16 protein-coding genes are annotated in these 19,190 nt (G+C 67.1%); 11 read left to right on the top strand and 5 right to left on the bottom strand.

The window, feature by feature from the left end; genetic code table 11:
• Positions 1–30: 30 nt before the first annotated feature.
• From EF294_RS03880 to EF294_RS03895, 4 genes are read left to right on the top strand one after another with little or no spacing between them, the layout of a single operon-like run.
• A complete protein-coding gene (locus EF294_RS03880; RefSeq protein ID WP_123925787.1) occupies positions 31–1,026 on the top strand; it encodes a patatin-like phospholipase family protein in 996 nt (331 codons plus the stop codon).
• A 10-nt stretch (positions 1,027–1,036) separates the two neighbouring features.
• Positions 1,037–2,257 carry an MFS transporter gene (locus EF294_RS03885; protein WP_123925789.1) on the top strand — a complete coding sequence of 407 codons (1,221 nt, stop codon included), beginning with the start codon at positions 1,037–1,039 and terminating at the stop codon, positions 2,255–2,257.
• Between the two features lie 11 nt (positions 2,258–2,268).
• A complete protein-coding gene (locus EF294_RS03890; protein WP_123925791.1) occupies positions 2,269–3,537 on the top strand; it encodes an arginine deiminase in 1,269 nt (422 codons plus the stop codon).
• A gap of 6 nt (positions 3,538–3,543) precedes the next feature.
• Positions 3,544–3,939: a GntR family transcriptional regulator gene (locus EF294_RS03895; RefSeq protein WP_123925793.1), complete on the top strand. Its 396-nt coding sequence runs from the start codon at positions 3,544–3,546 to the stop codon at positions 3,937–3,939.
• 119 nt (positions 3,940–4,058) lie between these two features.
• On the opposite strand, the gene EF294_RS03900 is transcribed toward EF294_RS03895, so the two are convergent.
• Entirely contained in the window at positions 4,059–5,657 is a 1,599-nt protein-coding gene (locus EF294_RS03900) for a dolichyl-phosphate-mannose--protein mannosyltransferase (RefSeq protein WP_123925795.1), read from the bottom strand.
• A gap of 55 nt (positions 5,658–5,712) precedes the next feature.
• Between EF294_RS03900 and rsmI the strand changes: the two genes are divergently transcribed.
• Positions 5,713–6,564, top strand: coding sequence for a 16S rRNA (cytidine(1402)-2'-O)-methyltransferase (rsmI, locus tag EF294_RS03905; RefSeq protein WP_123925797.1), 852 nt, complete (start codon positions 5,713–5,715; stop codon positions 6,562–6,564).
• Here the strand turns inward: rsmI and EF294_RS03910 are convergent.
• Positions 6,553–7,782 carry an aminodeoxychorismate synthase component I gene (locus EF294_RS03910; protein ID WP_123925799.1) on the bottom strand — a complete coding sequence of 410 codons (1,230 nt, stop codon included), beginning with the start codon at positions 7,780–7,782 and terminating at the stop codon, positions 6,553–6,555. The genes rsmI and EF294_RS03910 overlap by 12 nt on opposite strands.
• Positions 7,783–7,792: 10 nt before the next feature.
• Positions 7,793–9,379: a methionine--tRNA ligase gene (gene metG, locus EF294_RS03915; RefSeq protein ID WP_123925801.1), complete on the bottom strand. Its 1,587-nt coding sequence runs from the start codon at positions 9,377–9,379 to the stop codon at positions 7,793–7,795.
• Positions 9,380–9,671: 292 nt separating this feature from the next.
• Here metG and EF294_RS03920 point away from each other — a divergent pair, with 292 nt between their 5' ends.
• Together EF294_RS03920 and EF294_RS03925 are read left to right on the top strand one after the other, a co-directional pair.
• On the top strand, positions 9,672–10,787 hold the full coding sequence (locus tag EF294_RS03920) for an alpha/beta hydrolase (RefSeq protein ID WP_123925803.1): 1,116 nt from the start codon (positions 9,672–9,674) through the stop codon (positions 10,785–10,787).
• Between the two features lie 57 nt (positions 10,788–10,844).
• A complete protein-coding gene (locus tag EF294_RS03925) occupies positions 10,845–11,960 on the top strand; it encodes an alpha/beta hydrolase (RefSeq protein ID WP_123925805.1) in 1,116 nt (371 codons plus the stop codon).
• A gap of 34 nt (positions 11,961–11,994) precedes the next feature.
• Here the strand turns inward: EF294_RS03925 and EF294_RS03930 are convergent, their stop codons facing one another.
• Entirely contained in the window at positions 11,995–14,349 is a 2,355-nt protein-coding gene (locus EF294_RS03930) for a glycoside hydrolase family 65 protein (protein WP_123925807.1), read from the bottom strand.
• On the bottom strand, positions 14,346–15,056 hold the full coding sequence (locus tag EF294_RS03935; RefSeq protein ID WP_123925809.1) for an HAD family hydrolase: 711 nt from the start codon (positions 15,054–15,056) through the stop codon (positions 14,346–14,348). The genes EF294_RS03930 and EF294_RS03935 overlap by 4 nt, the downstream gene beginning before the upstream one ends.
• 105 nt (positions 15,057–15,161) lie before the next feature.
• On the opposite strand from EF294_RS03935, the gene EF294_RS03940 reads away from it, so the two are divergent.
• From EF294_RS03940 to rsmA, 4 genes are all read left to right on the top strand, one after another.
• On the top strand, positions 15,162–16,040 hold the full coding sequence (locus EF294_RS03940) for a PhzF family phenazine biosynthesis protein (protein ID WP_123925951.1): 879 nt from the start codon (positions 15,162–15,164) through the stop codon (positions 16,038–16,040).
• 115 nt (positions 16,041–16,155) lie between these two features.
• Positions 16,156–17,022, top strand: coding sequence for a TatD family hydrolase (locus EF294_RS03945; protein ID WP_246007674.1), 867 nt, complete (start codon positions 16,156–16,158; stop codon positions 17,020–17,022).
• A gap of 180 nt (positions 17,023–17,202) precedes the next feature.
• Positions 17,203–18,285, top strand: a complete 1,083-nt coding sequence (locus EF294_RS03950) for a resuscitation-promoting factor (protein WP_123925813.1) — start codon at positions 17,203–17,205, stop codon at positions 18,283–18,285.
• The gene (rsmA, locus tag EF294_RS03955) at positions 18,248–19,165 is read left to right on the top strand and encodes a 16S rRNA (adenine(1518)-N(6)/adenine(1519)-N(6))-dimethyltransferase RsmA (protein ID WP_123925815.1); all 918 of its coding nucleotides are present in this window, start codon (positions 18,248–18,250) and stop codon (positions 19,163–19,165) included. The genes EF294_RS03950 and rsmA overlap by 38 nt, the downstream gene beginning before the upstream one ends.
• Positions 19,166–19,190: the final 25 nt, after the last annotated feature.

A 19,190-nucleotide genomic window follows, 5' to 3' on the forward strand; every position in this document is an offset into this window, starting at 1 on the left:
ACCGCGAGGCGCCCGGCCTAGGGTGGACACATGGCCGGAGGTTCACGGGTGGCCCTTGCCCTGGGTAGTGGAGGTGCGCGCGGGTACGCCCATATCGGAGCGATCGCCGAACTCGAGGCCCGCGGCTTCTCCCTGGTCAGCGTCGCCGGCTCGTCGATGGGCGCCCTGGTTGGCGGATTGTATTGTGCCGGTGGACTCGCCGAGTACGTCGAGTGGATCAGCGGCCTCAGCCAACTCGACGTCATGCGACTGCTCGACGTGTCGCTGACCAAGTCGGGTGGGGTCATCGGAGCCGAACGCATCATCGCGCGCGTACAGGACATCCTCGGCGACGTAGCGATCGAGGACCTGTCCATCCCGTTCACCGCAGTGGCCACGGACCTCGGTGCCGGCCGGTCGGTGTGGTTTCAGCGCGGGCGACTCGTCGACGCGATCCGTGCGTCGATCGCGATCCCCGGAGTCATCGCACCCCATCTGCTAGACGGTCGGCTGCTCGCCGACGGCGGCATCCTCGACCCGTTGCCGGTGGCGCCGACCTCCGCGGTCGCCAGCGACGTCACCATCGGCGTGGTCCTCGACGGGGAGGGCGGCTCCGTGGCACGCGCGGCCCGGGAGACCAAGGTCAAGGGCGTCATCCGACGCAATGTCGACCCCATCCTGTCAAGCGAATTCGTGCGCTCGGTACGCGACCGCATCGGTCTCGACCCGCACGCCGACACCCCGGATTCCGCCGAGACAGTTGCGTCGGGGACCGCGGACATCGGGTCGGCGGGCGAGGAGCCGGGCAGTGTACCCACGACCGGTGAGCCCAAGGCCATGGGCCGCATCGAGGTACTCAGCCGGTCCCTCGACATCATGTCGATCGCGCTGACCCGACATCAGATCGCCGGGTATCCGCCCGACATCCTCATCGAGATCCCGCGGAAGTCGGTGCGCGCGATGGACTTTCATAAGGCCTCGGAGATGATCGAACTCGGCCGATCGAAGACCGCCGAGGCACTCGACCGGCTTCCCGAACTCCCATGAGCGACCGCAGATGAAACAGATCCCCCGCGGAATCTGGGTGTTGCTGAGCGCGAATGTGGTCATCGCTCTCGGCTTCGGCCTGATCGCCCCAGCGCTACCGAGTTTCGCGCGTAGCTTCGACGTCGGCTACACGGCGGTGTCGGCGGTGGTGTCGGCATTCGCGGTGATGCGTCTGCTGTTCGCCCCGGCGACCGGACGGTTGGTCACACTGCTCGGCGCACGCCGAATCTATTTGTCCGGCCTGCTGATCGTCGCCGCGAGTACCTTCGCGTGTGCCTTCGCGCGGAGTTACGTGCAGCTGCTGATCTTCCGGGGTCTCGGTGGGATTGGGTCGACGATGTTCACCGTATCGGCGTTGGCTTTGCTGATCCGATTGTCGCCCAACGATATCCGTGGCCGGGTGGCCGGGTTCTTCTCCGCGGGTTTCTTGATGGGCAACATCACCGGCCCGCTGGTGGGTGCGGCGCTGGTCGGGTTCGGGTTGCGGATGCCGTTCGTCGTGTACGCGGTCGCTTTGGTGATCGCGTCACTGGTGGTGGCCACCCAGCTCCGCGACAGTGGTGCCCCGCCCACCGAGACCGGCGCACATCCAGTGATGACGCTGCGGACGGCGCTGCGCGACAGCGCCTATCGGGCGATCTTGGCGTCCAACTTCACCCAGGGCTGGGCGTCGATGGGCGTGCGGGTGGCGGTGGTGCCGCTGTTCATCACCGATGGTTTGGGCCAGGAACCCGCCATGGCCGGTGTGGTGCTGGCGGTATACGCCGTCGGCAACGTCGCCGCGATCCTGGCGGCCGGCCGCTTCTCCGACCGCCACGGACGCCGCAAGGTGATGCTGCCCGGCCTGCTCATCATGGCGGTCTCGACCGCAGTGCTCGGCTTCGCGCCGAATATCTGGGTGGCCTTGGGGCTCTCGGTGCTCGCCGGCGTCGGCTCCGGGTTGTTCGCGCCGACCCATCAGGCCGCGCTGGCCGACGTACTCGGTGCCCGTCAACAGGGTGGATCGGCGCTGGCCGCCTACGGCATGTCGTCTGATCTGGGCGCCATCGGCGGGCCGGTGATCGTCGGATACGTTGCCGACAGAGTCGGATTCGGGCCGGCCTTCGTCTTCACCGCCGCGGTCGCGGCGTTCGCCTTCGTGATATGGCTCTTCGCCCGGGAAACCGCCCCGGAGGTGCTCGGCGCACCGGCCACCCCGACCGACCCGAAGACACCGACCACTCCCGACTAACGTATGAGGGCATGGCGAGGAACCCCGAATCCGCCGCGCACAGTGATACCTCCGCACAGCCCGGCCCGTTCGTCCTGGGATGCACCACCGAGGTGGGCCGACTGCGTGCGGTGATGATGCATCGCCCCGGCCCGGAGCTGGCGCGGCTGACCACCGCAAACGACACCGACGACTACCTCTTTGCCCGGGTTCCCGACCTCGCACGCGCCCGCGACGAGCACGATGCCTTCGCCGACGCGCTGCGCGACCGGGGGGTCGAGGTCTTGTTACTCGGTGATCTGCTGACCGAGGCGATCGAACACAGTGGGGCGGCACGCATCCAGGGCATCTCGGCAGCCGTCGGGGTGCGCAGGCTCGGCCGGCACCTCGCCGATGAGCTCAGCCGATACTTGCGGGCCCTGCCGTCCGCCGACCTCGCCCGCGTCCTCACCGCCGGGATCACCTTCGGCGAACTGCCCGACATCAACGTCTCGACGTCGTCGTCGCTGGTGCGGCAGATGCATCGCGGCGACGAGTTCGCGATCGAACCGCTACCCAATGCGCTCTACAGCCGCGACAGTTCGTTCTGGGTGGGTTCGCGGTTCGCGATCTCGTCGCTGGCGCGTCGGGCGCGGGCCCGCGAGGCGTCGCTCGTCGACCTGATCTACGCCCATCACCCGCGATTCCTCGGGGCGCGGCGGGCCTACGAGTCCCGGGTGGCACCGGTGGAGGGCGGCGACGTCTTGCTGCTCGCACCCGGTGTCGTCGCGGTCGGCGTGGGGGAGCGCACCACCCCCGCCGGTGCGGAGGCACTCGCCCAGAGTCTGTTCGCCGATGCCCTCGCCCATACCGTCCTCGCGATCCCGATCGATCGGAACGGGGTGTTCATGCACCTGGGGACGATGTGCACCATGGTCGACGCCGAGCAGTTCCTGGTGCACCCGGTGATGGCAGAAGGCATGTCCGCCTTTGCTGTTCGTGGTGACGGCACGGGTGGGGTGAGTGTGTCGCAGGCGCGTCCGTTCGCCGAGGCCGCGGCCGAGGCGATGGGCCGGGACGCCATCACGCTGATCGAGCCCGACCTCGCGAGCGGGGTGGCCGACCCGGGCCGCTGGAACGACAGCAGCAACACTCTCGCTGTTGAGCCCGGCGTCGTCGTGTCCTACCGCCATAACTCCGACACCAACCGACGGCTGCGGGAGTCGGGCATCGAGGTCATCGAGATTGACGGTTCCGAACTCGACGCGGGGCGTGGTGGTCCACGCTGCATGGCCTGCCCGCTCGCACGTGACGAGATCTGAGGCATCGTGACCACCGACCCCAACCTCCCCATCCACCTCGCCGGGCTGCTGCGCATCGATCCCGCCGCGGCGCGCCCGCCGTACGAGCAGATCCGGCTGGGCGTGATCGAGCTGATCGGGTCGGGGAAGATCTTGGTGGGGGCGCGGATTCCGACGGTCCGGGCACTGGCGTCGGATCTGCGGCTCGCGCCCAACACGGTTGCACGCAGCTACCGCGAACTCGAGGCGGGCGGCATCATCGAGACCCGCGGACGTCACGGATCGTTTATCAAGGCCGGCCCCGACACCCGGCTCGCGGCCGCCCAGAACACCACCATCGAGCATGTGAAAAGCCTGCGTGCGCTGGGGTTCGACGACGCGGCGATCCTCGACCTGCTGCGGCGCGCTCTCGGTGGGAGATGACGTTCATTCACCACGAGTGGTGTTTGTGTGAGGTGGTGCCTGAAGGGGGCGGGTGTCGGACCGCACCGAGGAGCCCGGCACCTACCGTCGATCGGGTGCCCTCTCACGTCGATCGGGTATCAGCCCCAGCTGGGCAACCAGATCTCCTGCCGCCACATCGTCGGCGAGATGGGAGATGCGGTCAGGATCGGCCACAGCCAGACGGCGTTGGCGACGACGAGCCCCACATAGAGGGCGACGACGATGACCGCGAGCGCCTGTCTCTCCGGTCTGGTGCCCGGCACGGCGCGTCGCGATCCGCGCAGGATGTCGCCGCAGGCCAGGGCCAATCCCATCACCAGGAACGGCGCGAGCACCGTCGCGTAGAAGAAGTACATCTGACGGTCGAGTTCGATGAACCACGGCAGATAGCCGGCGGCGTAGGCGGTGACGACCGCGGCGTAGCGCCAGTCGCGTCGCACGAACCACGACCACACGCCCCAGAGGAGCATCGGTATCGACAACCACCACATCGCCGGTGAGCCGATGAGCATCTGCGCGCGAACACATTCCCCGCCGCCACATTGGTCGGGTCCGTTCTCCAGGGCATAGAGCATGGGCCGCAGGCTCATCGGCCACGTCCACGGTTTGGATTCCCACGGGTGGTGGTTGCCTGCCGAGTTGGTGAGATGCTCGTGGAAGTTCAGGACACCGGCCTCGTAGTACCAGAGTGAGCGCCACGCGCCGGGCAACCACGACCACGTGCCGCCGGTGCCGATGGTGTTGCCGACCTGATAGCGGTACACCGACGTCTCGCTGGAGAACCACGGGATGAACGTCGCCAGATAGATCGCGATCGGCATCACCGCAAGGCTCATACCCGCCGGGACGACGTCGCGACGCAGCGTGCCCAGCCACGGGCGCTGCACGTGATAGGCCTTGCGGGCGGCGACGTCGAAGCCCACCGAGAGCAGCCCGAAGAAGATGATGTAGTAGATCCCCGACCACTTGGTGCCGCAGGTCAGCCCGAGCATGACGCCCGCGGTGAAGCGATACCAGCGAAATCCCAGGCGCGGGCCGAACACCGAATCGTGAATGCGGCCTTCCAGATACACCTTGTGGATGCGGGCCCGCACCTGGTCGCGGTCGGCGATCAGCGCGGCGAAGGTCGCCACGACGAACAGTGCCTGGAAGATGTCGAGCATGCCCAGCCGTGACTGCACGACGAGTACGCCGTCGCAGATCGCGAAGATCCCGGCGATCGCGCCGATCAGGGTGGACCGGGTCAGGCGTCGTACGACGAGGTAGATCATCACCACGATCGCGATGCCCGACAGCGCCGAGATCACCCGCCACCCGAGGGGGGTGTAGCCGAACATGGCCTCGCCGGCGGCGAGCAGCCATTTGCCGACCGGTGGATGCACGACCAGCCCGTAGGCCGGGTTGTCCTCGATCCAATTGCCGCCAGTGAGGACTTGCCAGCCCTGCGGGACGTAGTGCTTCTCGTCGAAGATCGGGGTGCCGTCGTCGGTCGGCGTGTTCAGCGACCAGAAGCGTGTGATCGTCGCGAGCAACGTGACGACGAGGCCGACGATCAGTCCGCGAACCCGATCGGGAGCGCCGAATACCGGCGTCGGGATCTCCGGACCCGGCCGTGGCGCGGTCGGGTGCGCCGACGCCGTGATCTCGGCGCTGAGGTGTCGGTCGCGCTGGGCGACGTCGCCGGCGGTGAGGGTCACTCGTCCGATCGTAATGGTCGCCGGACGGCGACCGGCCGGGCCGTAGGCTTGCGGGATGACTTCGCCGTCGCCGGCGGGTGCCCTGGTGCTCGCGGCCACCCCGATGGGCCGATACGACGACGCGTCACCTCGCCTGGTCGAGGCCCTGCGCACCGCCGACATCGTCGCCGCCGAGGACACCCGCCGCGCCCGCGCGCTCGCCGCCGGGCTGGAGGTGACCATCACCGGTGAACTCATCAGCTACTACGACCAGGTCGAGGCCGCCCGCACCCCGCGCCTCGTGGAGGCCATCGCCGCCGGTTCCACGGTGCTGCTGATCACCGACGCCGGCATGCCGTCGGTCAGCGACCCCGGTTATCGCATCGTCGCGGCCTGCGCCGACGCCGGACTGAGGGTGACCGCACTGCCCGGGCCGTCGGCGGTCACCACAGCGCTGGCGGTGTCGGGGATGCCGTCGGAACGGTTCTGCTTCGAGGGGTTCGCGCCCCGCAAGCCCGGAGCGCGCCGCGACTGGCTGGGCGCGTTGTGCGACGAATCTCGCAGCGCCGTGTTCTTCGAATCGCCGCATCGACTCGCCGATTGTCTCGCCGACGCCGTCGAGGTTCTCGGCCCGCAGCGTCGGGCGGCGGTGTGCCGTGAGCTGACCAAGACCTACGAGGAGGTCCGGCGCGGAACGCTCGCCGAATTGGCCGCGTGGGCCGCCGACGGGGTCAGAGGGGAGATCACCGTGGTGGTCGCAGGCGCCGTCGCCGGCGAACCCGACCTCGACGAACTTGTCGCCCGCGCCACTGCTCTCACCGACGACGGAATGCGTTTGAAAGATGCGTGCGCGCAGGTCGTCAAGGGCACCAACGCCTCTCGACGCGATGTGTACGAGGCGGTGCTGGCGGCGCGGTCACCGGACTGACCGCGAGGTCGGACGTCCCGACTGTCTGGAGATGATACTGGCCGCCTTGTCGAGGCACTCCTGCCATTCACGTTCGGGATCGGAGTCGATGGTGATGCCGCCGCCGACGCCGAGCCCAAGCGTGCCGTCGGGGGAGATCTCGACGGTGCGGATGGCTACGTTGAGATCCAGGAGCGAATCCGGCCCGGCGAGACCTACTGCGCCGCAATACACTCCACGCGCCGACGATTCCCATTCCGCGAGCAGCTCGCGTGCCCGTAGTTTCGGGGTGCCGGTGACCGACGCCGGTGGCCAGGTGGCGTCGAGGAGCCGCGAAGTGCCGACCTCGGGTGCCACGATCGCCTCTACCCGCGACACCAGATGCCACACACCGGGTGCCGGGACTACGGTGAGCAGGTCGGCGACCCGCACTGATCCGGTGGCCGCGACGCGACCGAGATCGTTGCGGACGAGGTCGACGATCATGATGTTCTCGGCGATGTCCTTCGTCGACGCCGACAACACGCTCGGATCGGCGTGGGCGGCGATGGTGCCCTTGATCGGCGACGACGAGACGGTGGTGCCCCTCCGGCGCAGAAACGTCTCCGGCGAGAAGCTCGCGACCGCGCCCCACTCACCTTGTAGGAAGGCCGATTTAGCCGGACGGGTCGCGCCGGTGAGGTCGAGATAGAACTCCAGTGCCGACCCCTCCAGGTGGCCGGTGAAGCGGGTGCATACGCACGCCTGATAGATGTCGCCGGCGCGGATCGCCTCCAGGCACTTCACGATGGCCTCGACGTGGTGGGCGTGGTCCGGTGGCAGCCATCGTGCCGACCAGTGCGACTCCGAGCGTATCGACCCCGAACACGGCGGGTTCCCGCCGACCCGACCCAGCGCGGCGTCGTCCATCGCCCGGGTTACCCAGGCGGGCTGCGGTGAGCCGTCCACCGACACGTGTCGCCACTGCCCGCTGCGCAGCACCAGCAGGCGCTCGGTGAGTCCGCCCGCACACGCCGGCAGCGTCGCCGCGGGCGCATGTGAACCGTCGAAACCGCAGTAGCCCAACCAGAATCGATCGGTGCCATCGGGTGGAGCCGACCCGGCGCGAATCTCGATCGACGGCGCGATCACCGCGTCGGCATCCCACCAGTCGCCGATGAGTGCCGCCGGCCCTGGGACACCCGCTTTCGTCGAAGCGTGCCGCAACGACCGCAGGACGTCGAGCGCGGTGGCCGTCATGCCGGAACGATCATGCCTCGTAACGCGGGAAAACCGGTGCGGGCTTGGGAAGTTCGGTTCCCGGCACGAGTCGCTGCGCGACGGCCGCGAAGTCGCGGTGGTCGTCGACGCGCAGCAGATCGAGCAGGGTGCCGCAGGCCGTCGGCATCACCGGCTGGGCCAACAGGGCCACCACCCGTACGACCTCGGCGCACACGTAGAGCACGGTGCCGGTGCGCGCCAGATCGGTTTTGGCCAGTTTCCACGGTTCCTGTGCGGAGATGTAGCGGTTGGTCTCGGCCAGCGTCGTCCACAGCGTCTCGAGACCGAGGTGAATCGCCTGCGCGTCGAAGTGCGCACGCATCTTCGGTAGCAATTCGTCCGTGGCCGTAAGCAATCGCCGATCGTCCTCGGTGAACTCGGCCGGAGCCGGCACCGCGCCGTCGAAGTACTTGCCGATCATCGACAGGGTGCGCTGGGCGAGGTTGCCGAACTCGTTGGCCAGGTCGGCGTTGATCCGCGACACGATCGCCTCCGCCGAGTACGACCCGTCCTGCCCGTAGGACACCTCGCGGAGAAAGAAGTACCGAACCGGGTCGAGACCGAACTCGTCGATGAGGTTGTCCGGGTCGACGACGTTGCCGACGGACTTGCTCATCTTCTCGCCGCGATTGAACAAGAAGCCGTGGGCGAACACACGTTTGGGTAGCGGCAGGCCTGCGCTCATCAAAAACGCCGGCCAGTAGACGCAGTGGAAACGGATGATGTCTTTGCCGATGATGTGCAGATCGGCCGGCCAATACCGTTCGTAGGTGGCCTCGTCGTCGGGAAAACCCGCACCCGTCAGATAGTTGGTCAGGGCGTCGACCCACACGTACATGACGTGATCGGGATGCCCGGGCACCGGCACACCCCAGTCAAAAGTGGTGCGCGACACCGACAGATCGGTCAGCCCACCCTTGACGAAGCTCACCACCTCATTGCGCCGCACGTCGGGCCCGATGAAGTCCGGATGGCTCTGGTAGAGGTCGAGCAACTTGTCCTGATACGCCGACAGGCGGAAGAAGAAGCTCTGCTCCTCGGTCCAGGTCAGGACGTGACGGGTATCGGTGGCCACGCGCTGCCCGGCATCGTCGACCTCGGTGTCGCCCTCGGCATAGAACATCTCGTCGCGCACGTCGTACCACCCGGAGTACGTGTCGAGGTAGATGTCACCGGCGTCGACCATGCGCTGCCAGATCGCTGCCGAGGCCCGTTTGTGGTCCTCGTCGGAGGTACGGATGAAACGGTGATAACTCGAACCGAGACGGTCCTGCAACTGCTGAAAACGGTCGGAGTTGCGGTTGGCGAGTTCGGTGGTCGGGATGCCCTCCTTCTCCGCGGTCTGCTGCATCTTCTGCCCGTGCACGTCGGTGCCGGTGAGCAAGCGCACGTCGAAGCCATCGAGCCGCTTGAACCGGGCCAGCGCGTCGGTGGAGATGTACTCGTAGGCGTGCCCGATGTGCGGTGCGCCGTTGGGGTAGGCGATCGCGGTGGTGAGGTAGTACGGGCGGCCCGCTCCGTGCGAGGCGGACGCGTCGGAGGTGGGGGCGTCGGTGCTGGTCAGGTCACTGGGCATAGTGATGACAGGATACGGGGTCGCTCCCTGCCGCAACCCACCCCGTCACGCTCCGGTCAGCGCGAACGTCAACGAATCCCGCGAGTCACGGTGGCCGCTGAGCGGTGTACGAATACAGCTTCCACCACAGCGTGGTACCGACCCCGATTATCGGCTGTATTCACCCGATTCCGTGGAAGTTGTATTCGTACGCCGGCTCAGGCTCTGGGCTCCGGGACATGGGCGTGCCGCCAAGTCCCCGCCGGTCGCGGATGATCGGTGCGATCCGGACATCACCCGATATCCTGGCCCCATGGTGATGGCTGATCGTCCCGGGGTCGCAACCGCATCGGCACCGGTGACCGCGTTGACCATGGTCGGTTTGGCCGACAGCATGCTCATCGGCCTGGCCCGCGTGCCGTTCCGCCGGTTCTGGCAGGGGCCGGGCGGACTGCTCGACAACGTGGGGCAGTCGGTCACGCGTCAGGCTGTGCGCTCGTTCATGGGCTACATCGTCGGCCTGCCCATCGAGGAGTTCCGCTCGATGGAGAAGGTGCTCGACGAACTGTGCCGGACGGTCATCCCACCGTTCATCCACCTCACCGACGACGTCGAGGTCACCGACGACGAGATCAACGGGGTGCCCGGGCTGTGGGTGCGATCACGGGCGAGTTCGGATGCCTTCGTCGACGACGACGAGCAGAAGAAGACCATCGACGGCACCATTCTCTACCTGCACGGCGGCGGCTACATCGGGACCACCCCGATGATGTACTCGGCCTTCGCCGCATCCCTGTGCAGCGGCACCGGATGCGAGGTCTTCATCGCCGACTACCGGATGGCACCGGAGTTCCCGTTCCCCGCCGGGGTGCACGACGCAGCCGATGTCTATCGGGGACTGCTCGAGCGCGGCGTCGACGCCGATCACCTGGTCATCGCCGGTGATTCGGGCGGTGGCGGGTTGGCGACCTCGCTGGTCACCTACCTGTCGGAGATCGGGTCGCCACGCCCGGCGGCTCTGGCCCTGTTCTCCCCGGAGGTCGATCTCGATCTCGACCACCCGTCGATCACCGACAACGCCAAGACCGACATCTTGCCGTGGAACGTGCCCGTCACGCCGTATCTGCACGGCGTCTCACCCGATGACACGCGCGTGTCGATGACGAAAGCCGAACCGGACGCGCAATGGTTCCCGCCGACCTTCGTGACGTGGGGTGCCGACGAGATGTTCCGTGATCCCATCCGCGAATTCGTGGAGACGCTGCGCGCCGCCGACATCGAGGTCATGTCGCTGGAAGAACGGGGCATGTTCCACGTCTTCCCGATCCTGATGCCGTGGGCGGAGAGCTCGCACGAGGTGTACCGCGAACTCGACGAGTTCGTCGACCGCCACGTCACCCCCGCCCCGGCCGCCGCACCCACCCACTGACGAGCGCTCCAGCCGAGCGACAAGCGCTTCCGCGCACCCGGCGCCTAGGCTGGCCGCATGGTGATGGCTGATCGTTCCGAAGTCGCGACCGCATCCGGACCCGTGAGCGCGCTGGCCGTGGTGGGTCTGGCCGAGAGTGTGCTCAACGGACTCGCCCGGGTTCCGTTCCAGAAGCCGTGGAGCGGCCCTGGTGGCCTCCTGGACAACCTCGGACAATCAGTGACCCGGCAAACGGTCCGCGCGTTCATGGGCTATTCGATGGGTCTGCCGATCGAGGAGTTCCGCTCGATGGAGAAGTTCATCGACGACATCTGCAAGATCGTGCTCCCGCCGGTCGTCGGCCTGGCCGGCAAGGTCGAGATCGTCGCCGACGAGATCGCCGGAATACCAGGTATCTGGTGTCGCGCCAAGGATTCCACGGACTGCTACGTCGACGACGCCGAGCAGAAAAAGGCCATCGACGGCACCATGCTGTATCTGCACGGCGGCGGCTACATCGGCACCTCACCGATGATGTATGCCGCCTTCGCCGCCGCCCTCGTCCGTCTCACCGGGTTCGAGATCTTCATCGCCGACTACCGGATGGCGCCGGAATTCCCGTTCCCCGCCGGTGTGCACGACGCCGCGGACGTCTACCGTGGGCTACTCGAGCGGGGGGTCGACCCAGATCACCTGGTGGTCGCGGGGGACTCTGGCGGTGGCGGGCTCGCCACCTCGCTGGTGATCTACCTCCGCGATCACAATCTCCCCAAACCAGCTGCGCTGTCCCTATTTTCACCGGAGATCGACCTCGACCTCGACCACGATTCCATCGTCGAGAACGCGCCGTACGACATCCTGCCGTGGAGCATCCCGGTCGCGCCGTACCTGCGCGGGGTGCAGCCCAATGACGACCGGGTCTCGGCCGTGTACGGTCATCCCGACCCGGAGTGGTTCCCGCCGACATTCGTCTGCTGGGGTGAGGTGGAGATGTTCCGTGACGGCATCCGGCAATTCGTCGAGAACCTAGAAGCCGCCGGGGTGCCGGTGACCGGCAGGGAGGAGCGTGGCATGTTCCACGTCTTCCCGATTCTCATGCCGTGGGCGGAGTCGTCCAAACGCGTGCTGCGTGAACTCGGCGAACTCGCCGACCGCTACGTCACCTCGGATCCGCACGCGGCCCAGACACACTGACCGAAGCGCCGAGATCCGGGGCCGCCGGGTTCTCTCACATCTGACGGCGGTAGGGCTCGCATCCCGGCGGGGCCTTGGGGGGCTCGCGCAAGGCGATCTCCGGAATCGGCATGGTGACCGGTGTGCCGTCGGTGAGGGTGAACTTGTCGCCGTGATGCGCGAGGTCGATGTCGGGTCCCGAGAGCAGGCGATAGGTTGCCGAGTTCTTGTTGATGGCGACCAGCATCTTGGAGTCGCGCACCGTCATCCGGAACGACAGGTACTCCAGTCGTGTCGGCAGTCTCGGCGCGAACGTGATGTTGCCGCCGAAGTCGCGCATGCCGCCGAACCCGGCCACACAATCCATCCATGCTCCGGCCAGCGCGGCGATGTGCAGACCGCTCGCCACGTTGTCATGCAGATCGTGCAGGTCGGTGAAGACCGATTCGACGAGTAAATCGTAGGAGAGGTCGAGGTAGCCGACCTCCGCGGCGGTGACCGCCTCACAACACGCCGACAACGACGAATCCCGCACCGTCAGTGGGTAGTAGTAGTCGAAGTTCCGCAGTTTCTGTTCCGGGGTGAAGCTCTCCCCGAACAGGTACATGGCGAACACCAGGTCGGCCTGTTTGACGACCTGTTTGCGGTATAGCTCGTAGTACGGATAGTTCAGCAGCAGTGGATATTTGCCGCGTGAGGCCTCGAAATCCCATGCACCCAACAGGGTGAACGCCTCGCATTGCTGGTGCACCCCGAGTGCCTCGTCGTAGGGCATCACCATGTCGTCGGCGCAGGCTTCCCAATGCGCCGACTCGGCGTTGGTGACGCCGAACTGCTGAGCCAGATCCGGACGCCGGTGCACCGCGGCCACTGCATCCCGAAGATTCTGTTGTGCAGCGAGATTGGTGAAGATGTTGTTATTGACCACGGCGGTGTACTCGTCGGGTCCGGTGATGCCGTCGATCCGGAAGTGTCCGTTGACGTCGTGATGTCCGAGGCCGGCGAACAGACGGGCGGTCTCGACGAGTATCTCGACGCCGCATTCGGTTTCGAACTGTTCATCATGCGTGGCGCGCAGATACCGGCCGGTTGCGTTGGCGATGTCGGCGCTCACGTGCACGCCCGCGGTGCCTGCGGGCCAGTAACCCGAACACTCGTCGCCGTTGATCGAGCGCCACGGGAACATTGCGCCCCGCTGGGCGAGTTCGGCGGCACGTGCCTTGGCCTTGTCCATGGTGGCGTGGCGCCAGCGCAACTCCTCGCCGGCCGCCGCGGGCACCGTGTACGTCAGCATCGGCAGGATGAAACTCTCGGTGTCCCAGAAGGTGTGGCCATCGTAGCCCGGGCCGGTGAGGCCCTTGGCCGGGATCGCACGCGATTGGCCGCGGGCGCCCGCCTGGAGTACGTGAAACAGGGCGAACCGGATAGCCTGCTGCAGTTCGGGATCGCCGTCGAGCTCGATGTCGGCGTCGCGCCAGAAGTCCTCGAGGTAGGCGGCCTGGTTGGCCTTCAACGATTCCCAGCCGGTCTCCATCGCCATCGCCAGAGCGGCGTCGACCTGCGCGCGCAGCGCGGGTACCGATCGCCGCGCCGACCAGCCGTAGCCGATGTATTTGGTCAGGCTCAGCCGGGTGCCCTCGGGGACGTTGGCGGCTACCGTCAGTCGTGCCAGGTCACCGTCGGCGCGAATGAAAGTATCTGCGCGATCCGGGAAGTCGATCTGGTGATCCATGCCGGCGGCCATGTGCAGGCCGGAGCGCTTGGTGTGGTGAACGAGGATGCCCCAGTAGTTGCGGCAGGTTGCGAGGTCCGAGACGAGTGGCTGATCGAGGGCGGCGGCCAGACGTGGATCGTTGCCCGGCGTCGGAATGGGCTCGTTGGCGAGCAGATCCGATTGCAGTACCAGGTTCATGTCCTCGCCGACCGGTTCCACCTCGTAGTGGATCGCGGCGATGGTGCGCTTGGTGAACGACACCAGCCGTTCGGATTTGATGCGCACCGTGCGGCCGGTCGGGGAGGTCCACAGGGTGCTGCGCCGCAAGGTCCCGGTCCGGAAGTCGAGTACGCGCTCGTGCTCCTCGGTGCGACCGTAACGCAGGTCCATCGGCTCGTCCTCGACGAGTAGCCGGATGATCTTGCCGTCGGTGACGTTGACCACGGTCTGCCCGGATTCGGGGTAGCCGTAACCACTTTCGGCATACGGCAGACCGCGCTGCTCGTAAAAGCCGTTGAGATAGGTGCCCGGGTGATCGACCGGCTCACCCTCCTCGAAGGTGCCGCGCAAACCGATGTGTCCGTTGGACAGCGCAAAAAGGGTTTCGGTGCGTCCGAGCATGTCGATGTCAAGTCCACGCCAGCGCAATTGCCATGGGTGGACGTCGAATCCGTAGGCGTTGTCGGAGGTGCTCATGCGGGGAGAAACTCCTCGAGATCGTTGACGACGATGGACGCCCCGGCCGCGGTCATCGATGCGGCCTGGGTGCCACCGACCCGGTCGATACCGACGACGTAGCCGAAATGACCGGCGGCACCGGCCTGGACTCCGGAGATCGCATCCTCGAACACCGCGGCGGCGGCGGGCTCGACGCCCATCCGCTCTGCTCCGAGAAGGTACGAGTCGGGGGCGGGTTTGCCGCGCAGGCCCGCGGCGGCGGTCTCGAGACCGTCCACGCGTACCTCCACGAACTTCGACAGATCGGCGGCGTCGAGCACCGCGGCGCCGTTCTTCGACGAGGTCACCACTGCGATCCGCAGTCCGGCATCCTTGGCGGCCTGCAAATAGCGCACTGATCCCGGATACGGGTTCACCCCATCGCGTTCGAGGCTGGCGAGGAACATCTCGTTCTTCCCGCTGCCGATTGCCTCGACGGTGGCGTCGTCGACGTCGTCGATACCGCGGCTGGCGAGGAAGGCACGCACACCGTCGTCGCGCGGACGGCCGTCGACATGGTCGAGGTAGTCCTGCTCGGTGAACGGCGTGAACCCCTCGCCGTCGCGCTGACGAAGGTAGGCATCGAACGCCGCCTTCCACGCGTGGCGATGCAGGACGGCGGTACTGGTGAGGACACCGTCGAGGTCGAAGAGCGCGACGGTGACGTCATCTGGCAAACCCAACACGAGTGGTCACGCTACCCGTCTGTGGCGGCTGGGGCGCGCTATGCGAGCGACGCAGATCCGCGGGGTGTCGTGAGGTGCATAAATGTGTGGACGTGTGCGATGCGAATGATGAACCATGAGGCCATGTCTCGTGGTGTGGTACAGTCCCGTCGCTTCGCCCAGGTCGACGTCTTCGCGTCCCCACCGGTCTCCGGCAACCCGGTGGCGGTGGTCGTCGACTCCGACGGCCTCAGTGACGACCAGATGGCTGCGTTCGCGCGATGGACCAATCTGTCGGAAACCACGTTCCTGCTGCCGCCGACCGATCCCGACGCCGACTACCGGCTGCGAATCTTCACTCCCGGCTCGGAATTGCCCTTCGCCGGGCATCCGACGCTGGGGTCGGCGCATGCATGGCTCGCCACCGGGGGTGTCGCCGCGGGCGAGGACATCGTGCAGGAGTGCGGTGTCGGGCTGGTCCGCATCCGACGGACCGACGGTCGCCTCGCCTTCGCGGCCCCGCCCCTGAGCCGCTCCGGGCCGGTCGCCGACGACACCCGCGCCGAGGTGACCGCCGCCCTCGGCGTGGACCCACAGCATGTGCTCGCCGCCGAATGGGTGGTCAACGGGCCGCGGTGGATGGTGGTGCAGCTCGATTCGGCGCAGCGCGTGCTCGAGGTGACGCCCGACTTCGCCGCCCTCGGTGACCATGAGGTGGGGGTCGTCGGCGCCCACACGGAGGCGACCGCGCCCGAAGCTGGAGTGATGTTCGAGGTCCGCGCGTTTGCACCCGGCGACGGCATCAACGAGGACCCGGTCACCGGCAGTCTCAACGCGGGCATTGCGATGTGGCTGCGCGCATCCGGCCTCGCGCCGACGACGTATGTCGCTGCGCAGGGATCCGTGCTCGGCCGGTCCGGACGCGTGCACGTCACCGACGACGGGGAGACCATCTGGATCGGGGGCGAGTGCGCAACCGTCATCACCGGCAGCGTCCACCTGTAGGGGCACCGGTGCCCCCGACCCCGGTTCGCCGAGCCCTACAGTTGGCCCCATGACCGACGCCGACAGCGCCCACCACACCGCCGACAGCGCCCACCACACCGCCGACAGCGCTTCGATGAAGGCCGAGAGCGCCAAGGCGGCCAAGAAGCGGCGTCGTCGGGAGCCGCCGCCGGACCCCGAGCCCCTGCCGGGGCTGGTCGACGCGCACACCCATCTCGCCGCCTGCGGCGGGCGGGATGCGGACTCGGTCCGGGCCATCCTCGATCATGCCGAGAGGGTCGGTGTCGGGCAGGTGGTCACCGTCGCCGACGACATGATCGACGCGCGCTGGGCCCTCGACGCCGCGCACTGCGACGATCGGGCGTTCGCGGCGGTCGCGCTGCATCCCACCCATGCGGGCGAACTCGACGATGCGGCGCGCGCCGAGCTCGAACAGATGGCCGCCGATCCGCGGGTGGTGGCCATCGGCGAGACCGGTCTCGACTACTACTGGCCCGGCAAGTCCGAGTCGGCCGCGGCGCCGGAGGTGCAGAAGGATGCCTTCGCCTGGCACATCGATCTGGCCAAGCGGATCGGCAAGCCGCTGATGATCCACAACCGGGAGGCCGACCACGACCTCCTCGACATCCTGGCGGCCGAGGGCTCACCGGACGCGGTGGTCATGCATTGCTTTTCCGGTGACCTGACTGTTGCTCGCGAATGCATAGATCGCGGGTATTTTCTGAGTTTTGCTGGAACTGTGACATTCGCCAATGCCGCCGAGCTTCGTGAGGCGGCTCACCTGGTGCCCGATGGGCAGATCCTCGTCGAGACCGACGCGCCGTTCCTGACCCCGCATCCCTACCGTGGCCAGCCGAATCAGTCCTATTGCCTGCCCTATTCGGCGCGGTTGCTCGCCGATGTCCGTCGAACGGATGAGCACGCGATGGCGCAAACGCTCGGTGACAACGCACGGCGCGTGTACCGGCTGTCTTTGCAGTAATCATCCCTGCTCGTTATCGTATTGTGATCCGTCGTCTCGGCGGTGGTCTCGTTCCTCGGTACGTGGGGCCCTCGGGCCGGCCTGGGACGACCACCTCGCGCCGGTGTCGGGGGATGGCCACGTCGTCGATCAGGATGCTTGATCTTGTCTGTTTTCGCGAGAATCCATACGTTGGAGTCGATGCGCGCTCGCATCGCTCTCGGGGCCGTGCTCTGCACCGTCGCCGCGGGCGGCGTGATGGGCGTGACGATGCACAAACACGTCACCATCGACGTCGACGGCCAAAAGACCCAGGTCGCCACGATGACGATGAACGTCGACTCGTTGCTCGAGTCGCAGGGGTACCAGCCGGTCAGCGGCGACATGGTGTCGCCGTCTCCGGATTCGTCGTTCTCCGACGGTCAGACGATCACCTTCCACCGCAAGAAGCGGGTCGTCCTCGACGTGGAGGGCCAGGAGCGGGTCGTCGAGACGACCGCGGTCAACGTGAACCAACTCCTCGTCCAGCAAGGGCTCGCGGACAGTGCGGACCAGGCGAACTTCAATGCCAACGGGCCGATCCCAGTCAACGGCGCAGTCATCGACGTCACGCTCCCCAAGAAGCTGATCATCATCGACGGCGGGGTGCCCTCGATCAAGTCGGTGCCCGCCGACACCGTGTCGGAGGCACTCGAGAGCATCGGTGCGCCGTTGCAGGACGCCGACAAGGTCACCCCGGCCGCTGACGCCAAGGTCGCCGACGGCACGGTCATCAACGTGACCCGTATCCGCACCACCGAGACCACGGTCGAAGAGGACGTCAACGCTCCCGACATCACCCAGGATGACCCGACCCTGATCAAGGATCGCCGCATTGTCGTCAAGCCCGGTAAGCCGGGCCGTGCGAAGGTTCAGTACAAGGTGACCACCGTCAATGGCAAGATCACCAAGCGGGTGAAGGTCAGCCAGGACGTGCTCACCCAGCCGGTCGCGGCCACCGTTCGCGTCGGGACCAAGCCGGGCGCACCGTTCGTGCCCTTCGGTTCGGTGTGGGATGCGCTGGCCCAGTGTGAATCGACAGGTAACTGGTCGATCAACTCCGGCAACGGTTTCTACGGCGGTATCCAGTTCGACCAGAACACCTGGGATCGCTGGGGCGGCCAGGAGTACGCGCCGCGCCCGGATCTCGCCACCCGTGAGGAGCAGATCGCGATCGCCGAGAAGACCCAGGCCGCACAGGGCTGGGGTGCGTGGCCGTCCTGCTCGTCGCGGCTGGGGCTCTGATCTGACCGCCGACGACGCGCCCGCGCATTCGCGCCTACTCGGTCCTGCACAGATCCGGGCTCTGGCAACCGAACTGGGCGTTCGCCCGACCAAGACTCTCGGGCAGAACTTTGTTCACGACGCCAACACGGTGCGACGTATCGTGGCCGGCTCCGGTGTCGGGGCTGACGACATCGTGCTCGAGGTCGGCCCCGGCCTCGGCTCGCTCACCCTGGCCCTGCTCGGCACCGTCTCGCGCGTGATCGCCGTCGAGATCGACCCGGTCCTGGCCGCACGACTTCCCGCCACCGTGGCGGAGTACGCGCCGACCAGGTCCGCGGCATTCGACGTCGTCACTGCCGACGCTATGACAGTGCGCGCCGACGACCTGCCCGCCGCGCCCACTGCGCTCGTGGCGAATCTGCCCTACAACGTCGCCGTGCCCGTGCTGCTGCACCTGCTTGCGCGGTGCCCGACGCTGCAGACCGCCTTGGTGATGGTGCAGGCCGAGGTCGCCGACCGTCTGGCCGCCGGACCCGGCGGCCGCATCTACGGCGTCCCGAGCGTCAAGGCCCGCTACTTCGGTGAGGTCTCGCGGGCGGGTGCGGTGGGCCGGAACGTGTTCTGGCCGGAACCCAAGGTGGAATCCGGACTGGTTCGCGTACAACGACATTCACGTTATTCCGATGATCCTGAGGTGCGGGCGAAGGTGTTTGCGGTCATCGACGCCGCCTTCGCCCAGCGTCGCAAGACGATGCGCTCGGCGCTGGCCGGGTGGGCCGGCTCGGCCGCCGAGGCCGAGCGTCGGCTACGCGCCGCCGGCATCGACCCGCAGATCCGCGGCGAGAAGCTCGACGTCGACGACTTCGTTCGGTTGGCACAGGTCCCGGCGGGGGATTGAGCGCAGCACGTACTGCTTTCTGCCA

The sequence above is a fragment of the Gordonia oryzae genome (genome assembly GCF_003797185.1).
Taxonomy (GTDB): domain Bacteria; phylum Actinomycetota; class Actinomycetes; order Mycobacteriales; family Mycobacteriaceae; genus Gordonia; species Gordonia oryzae.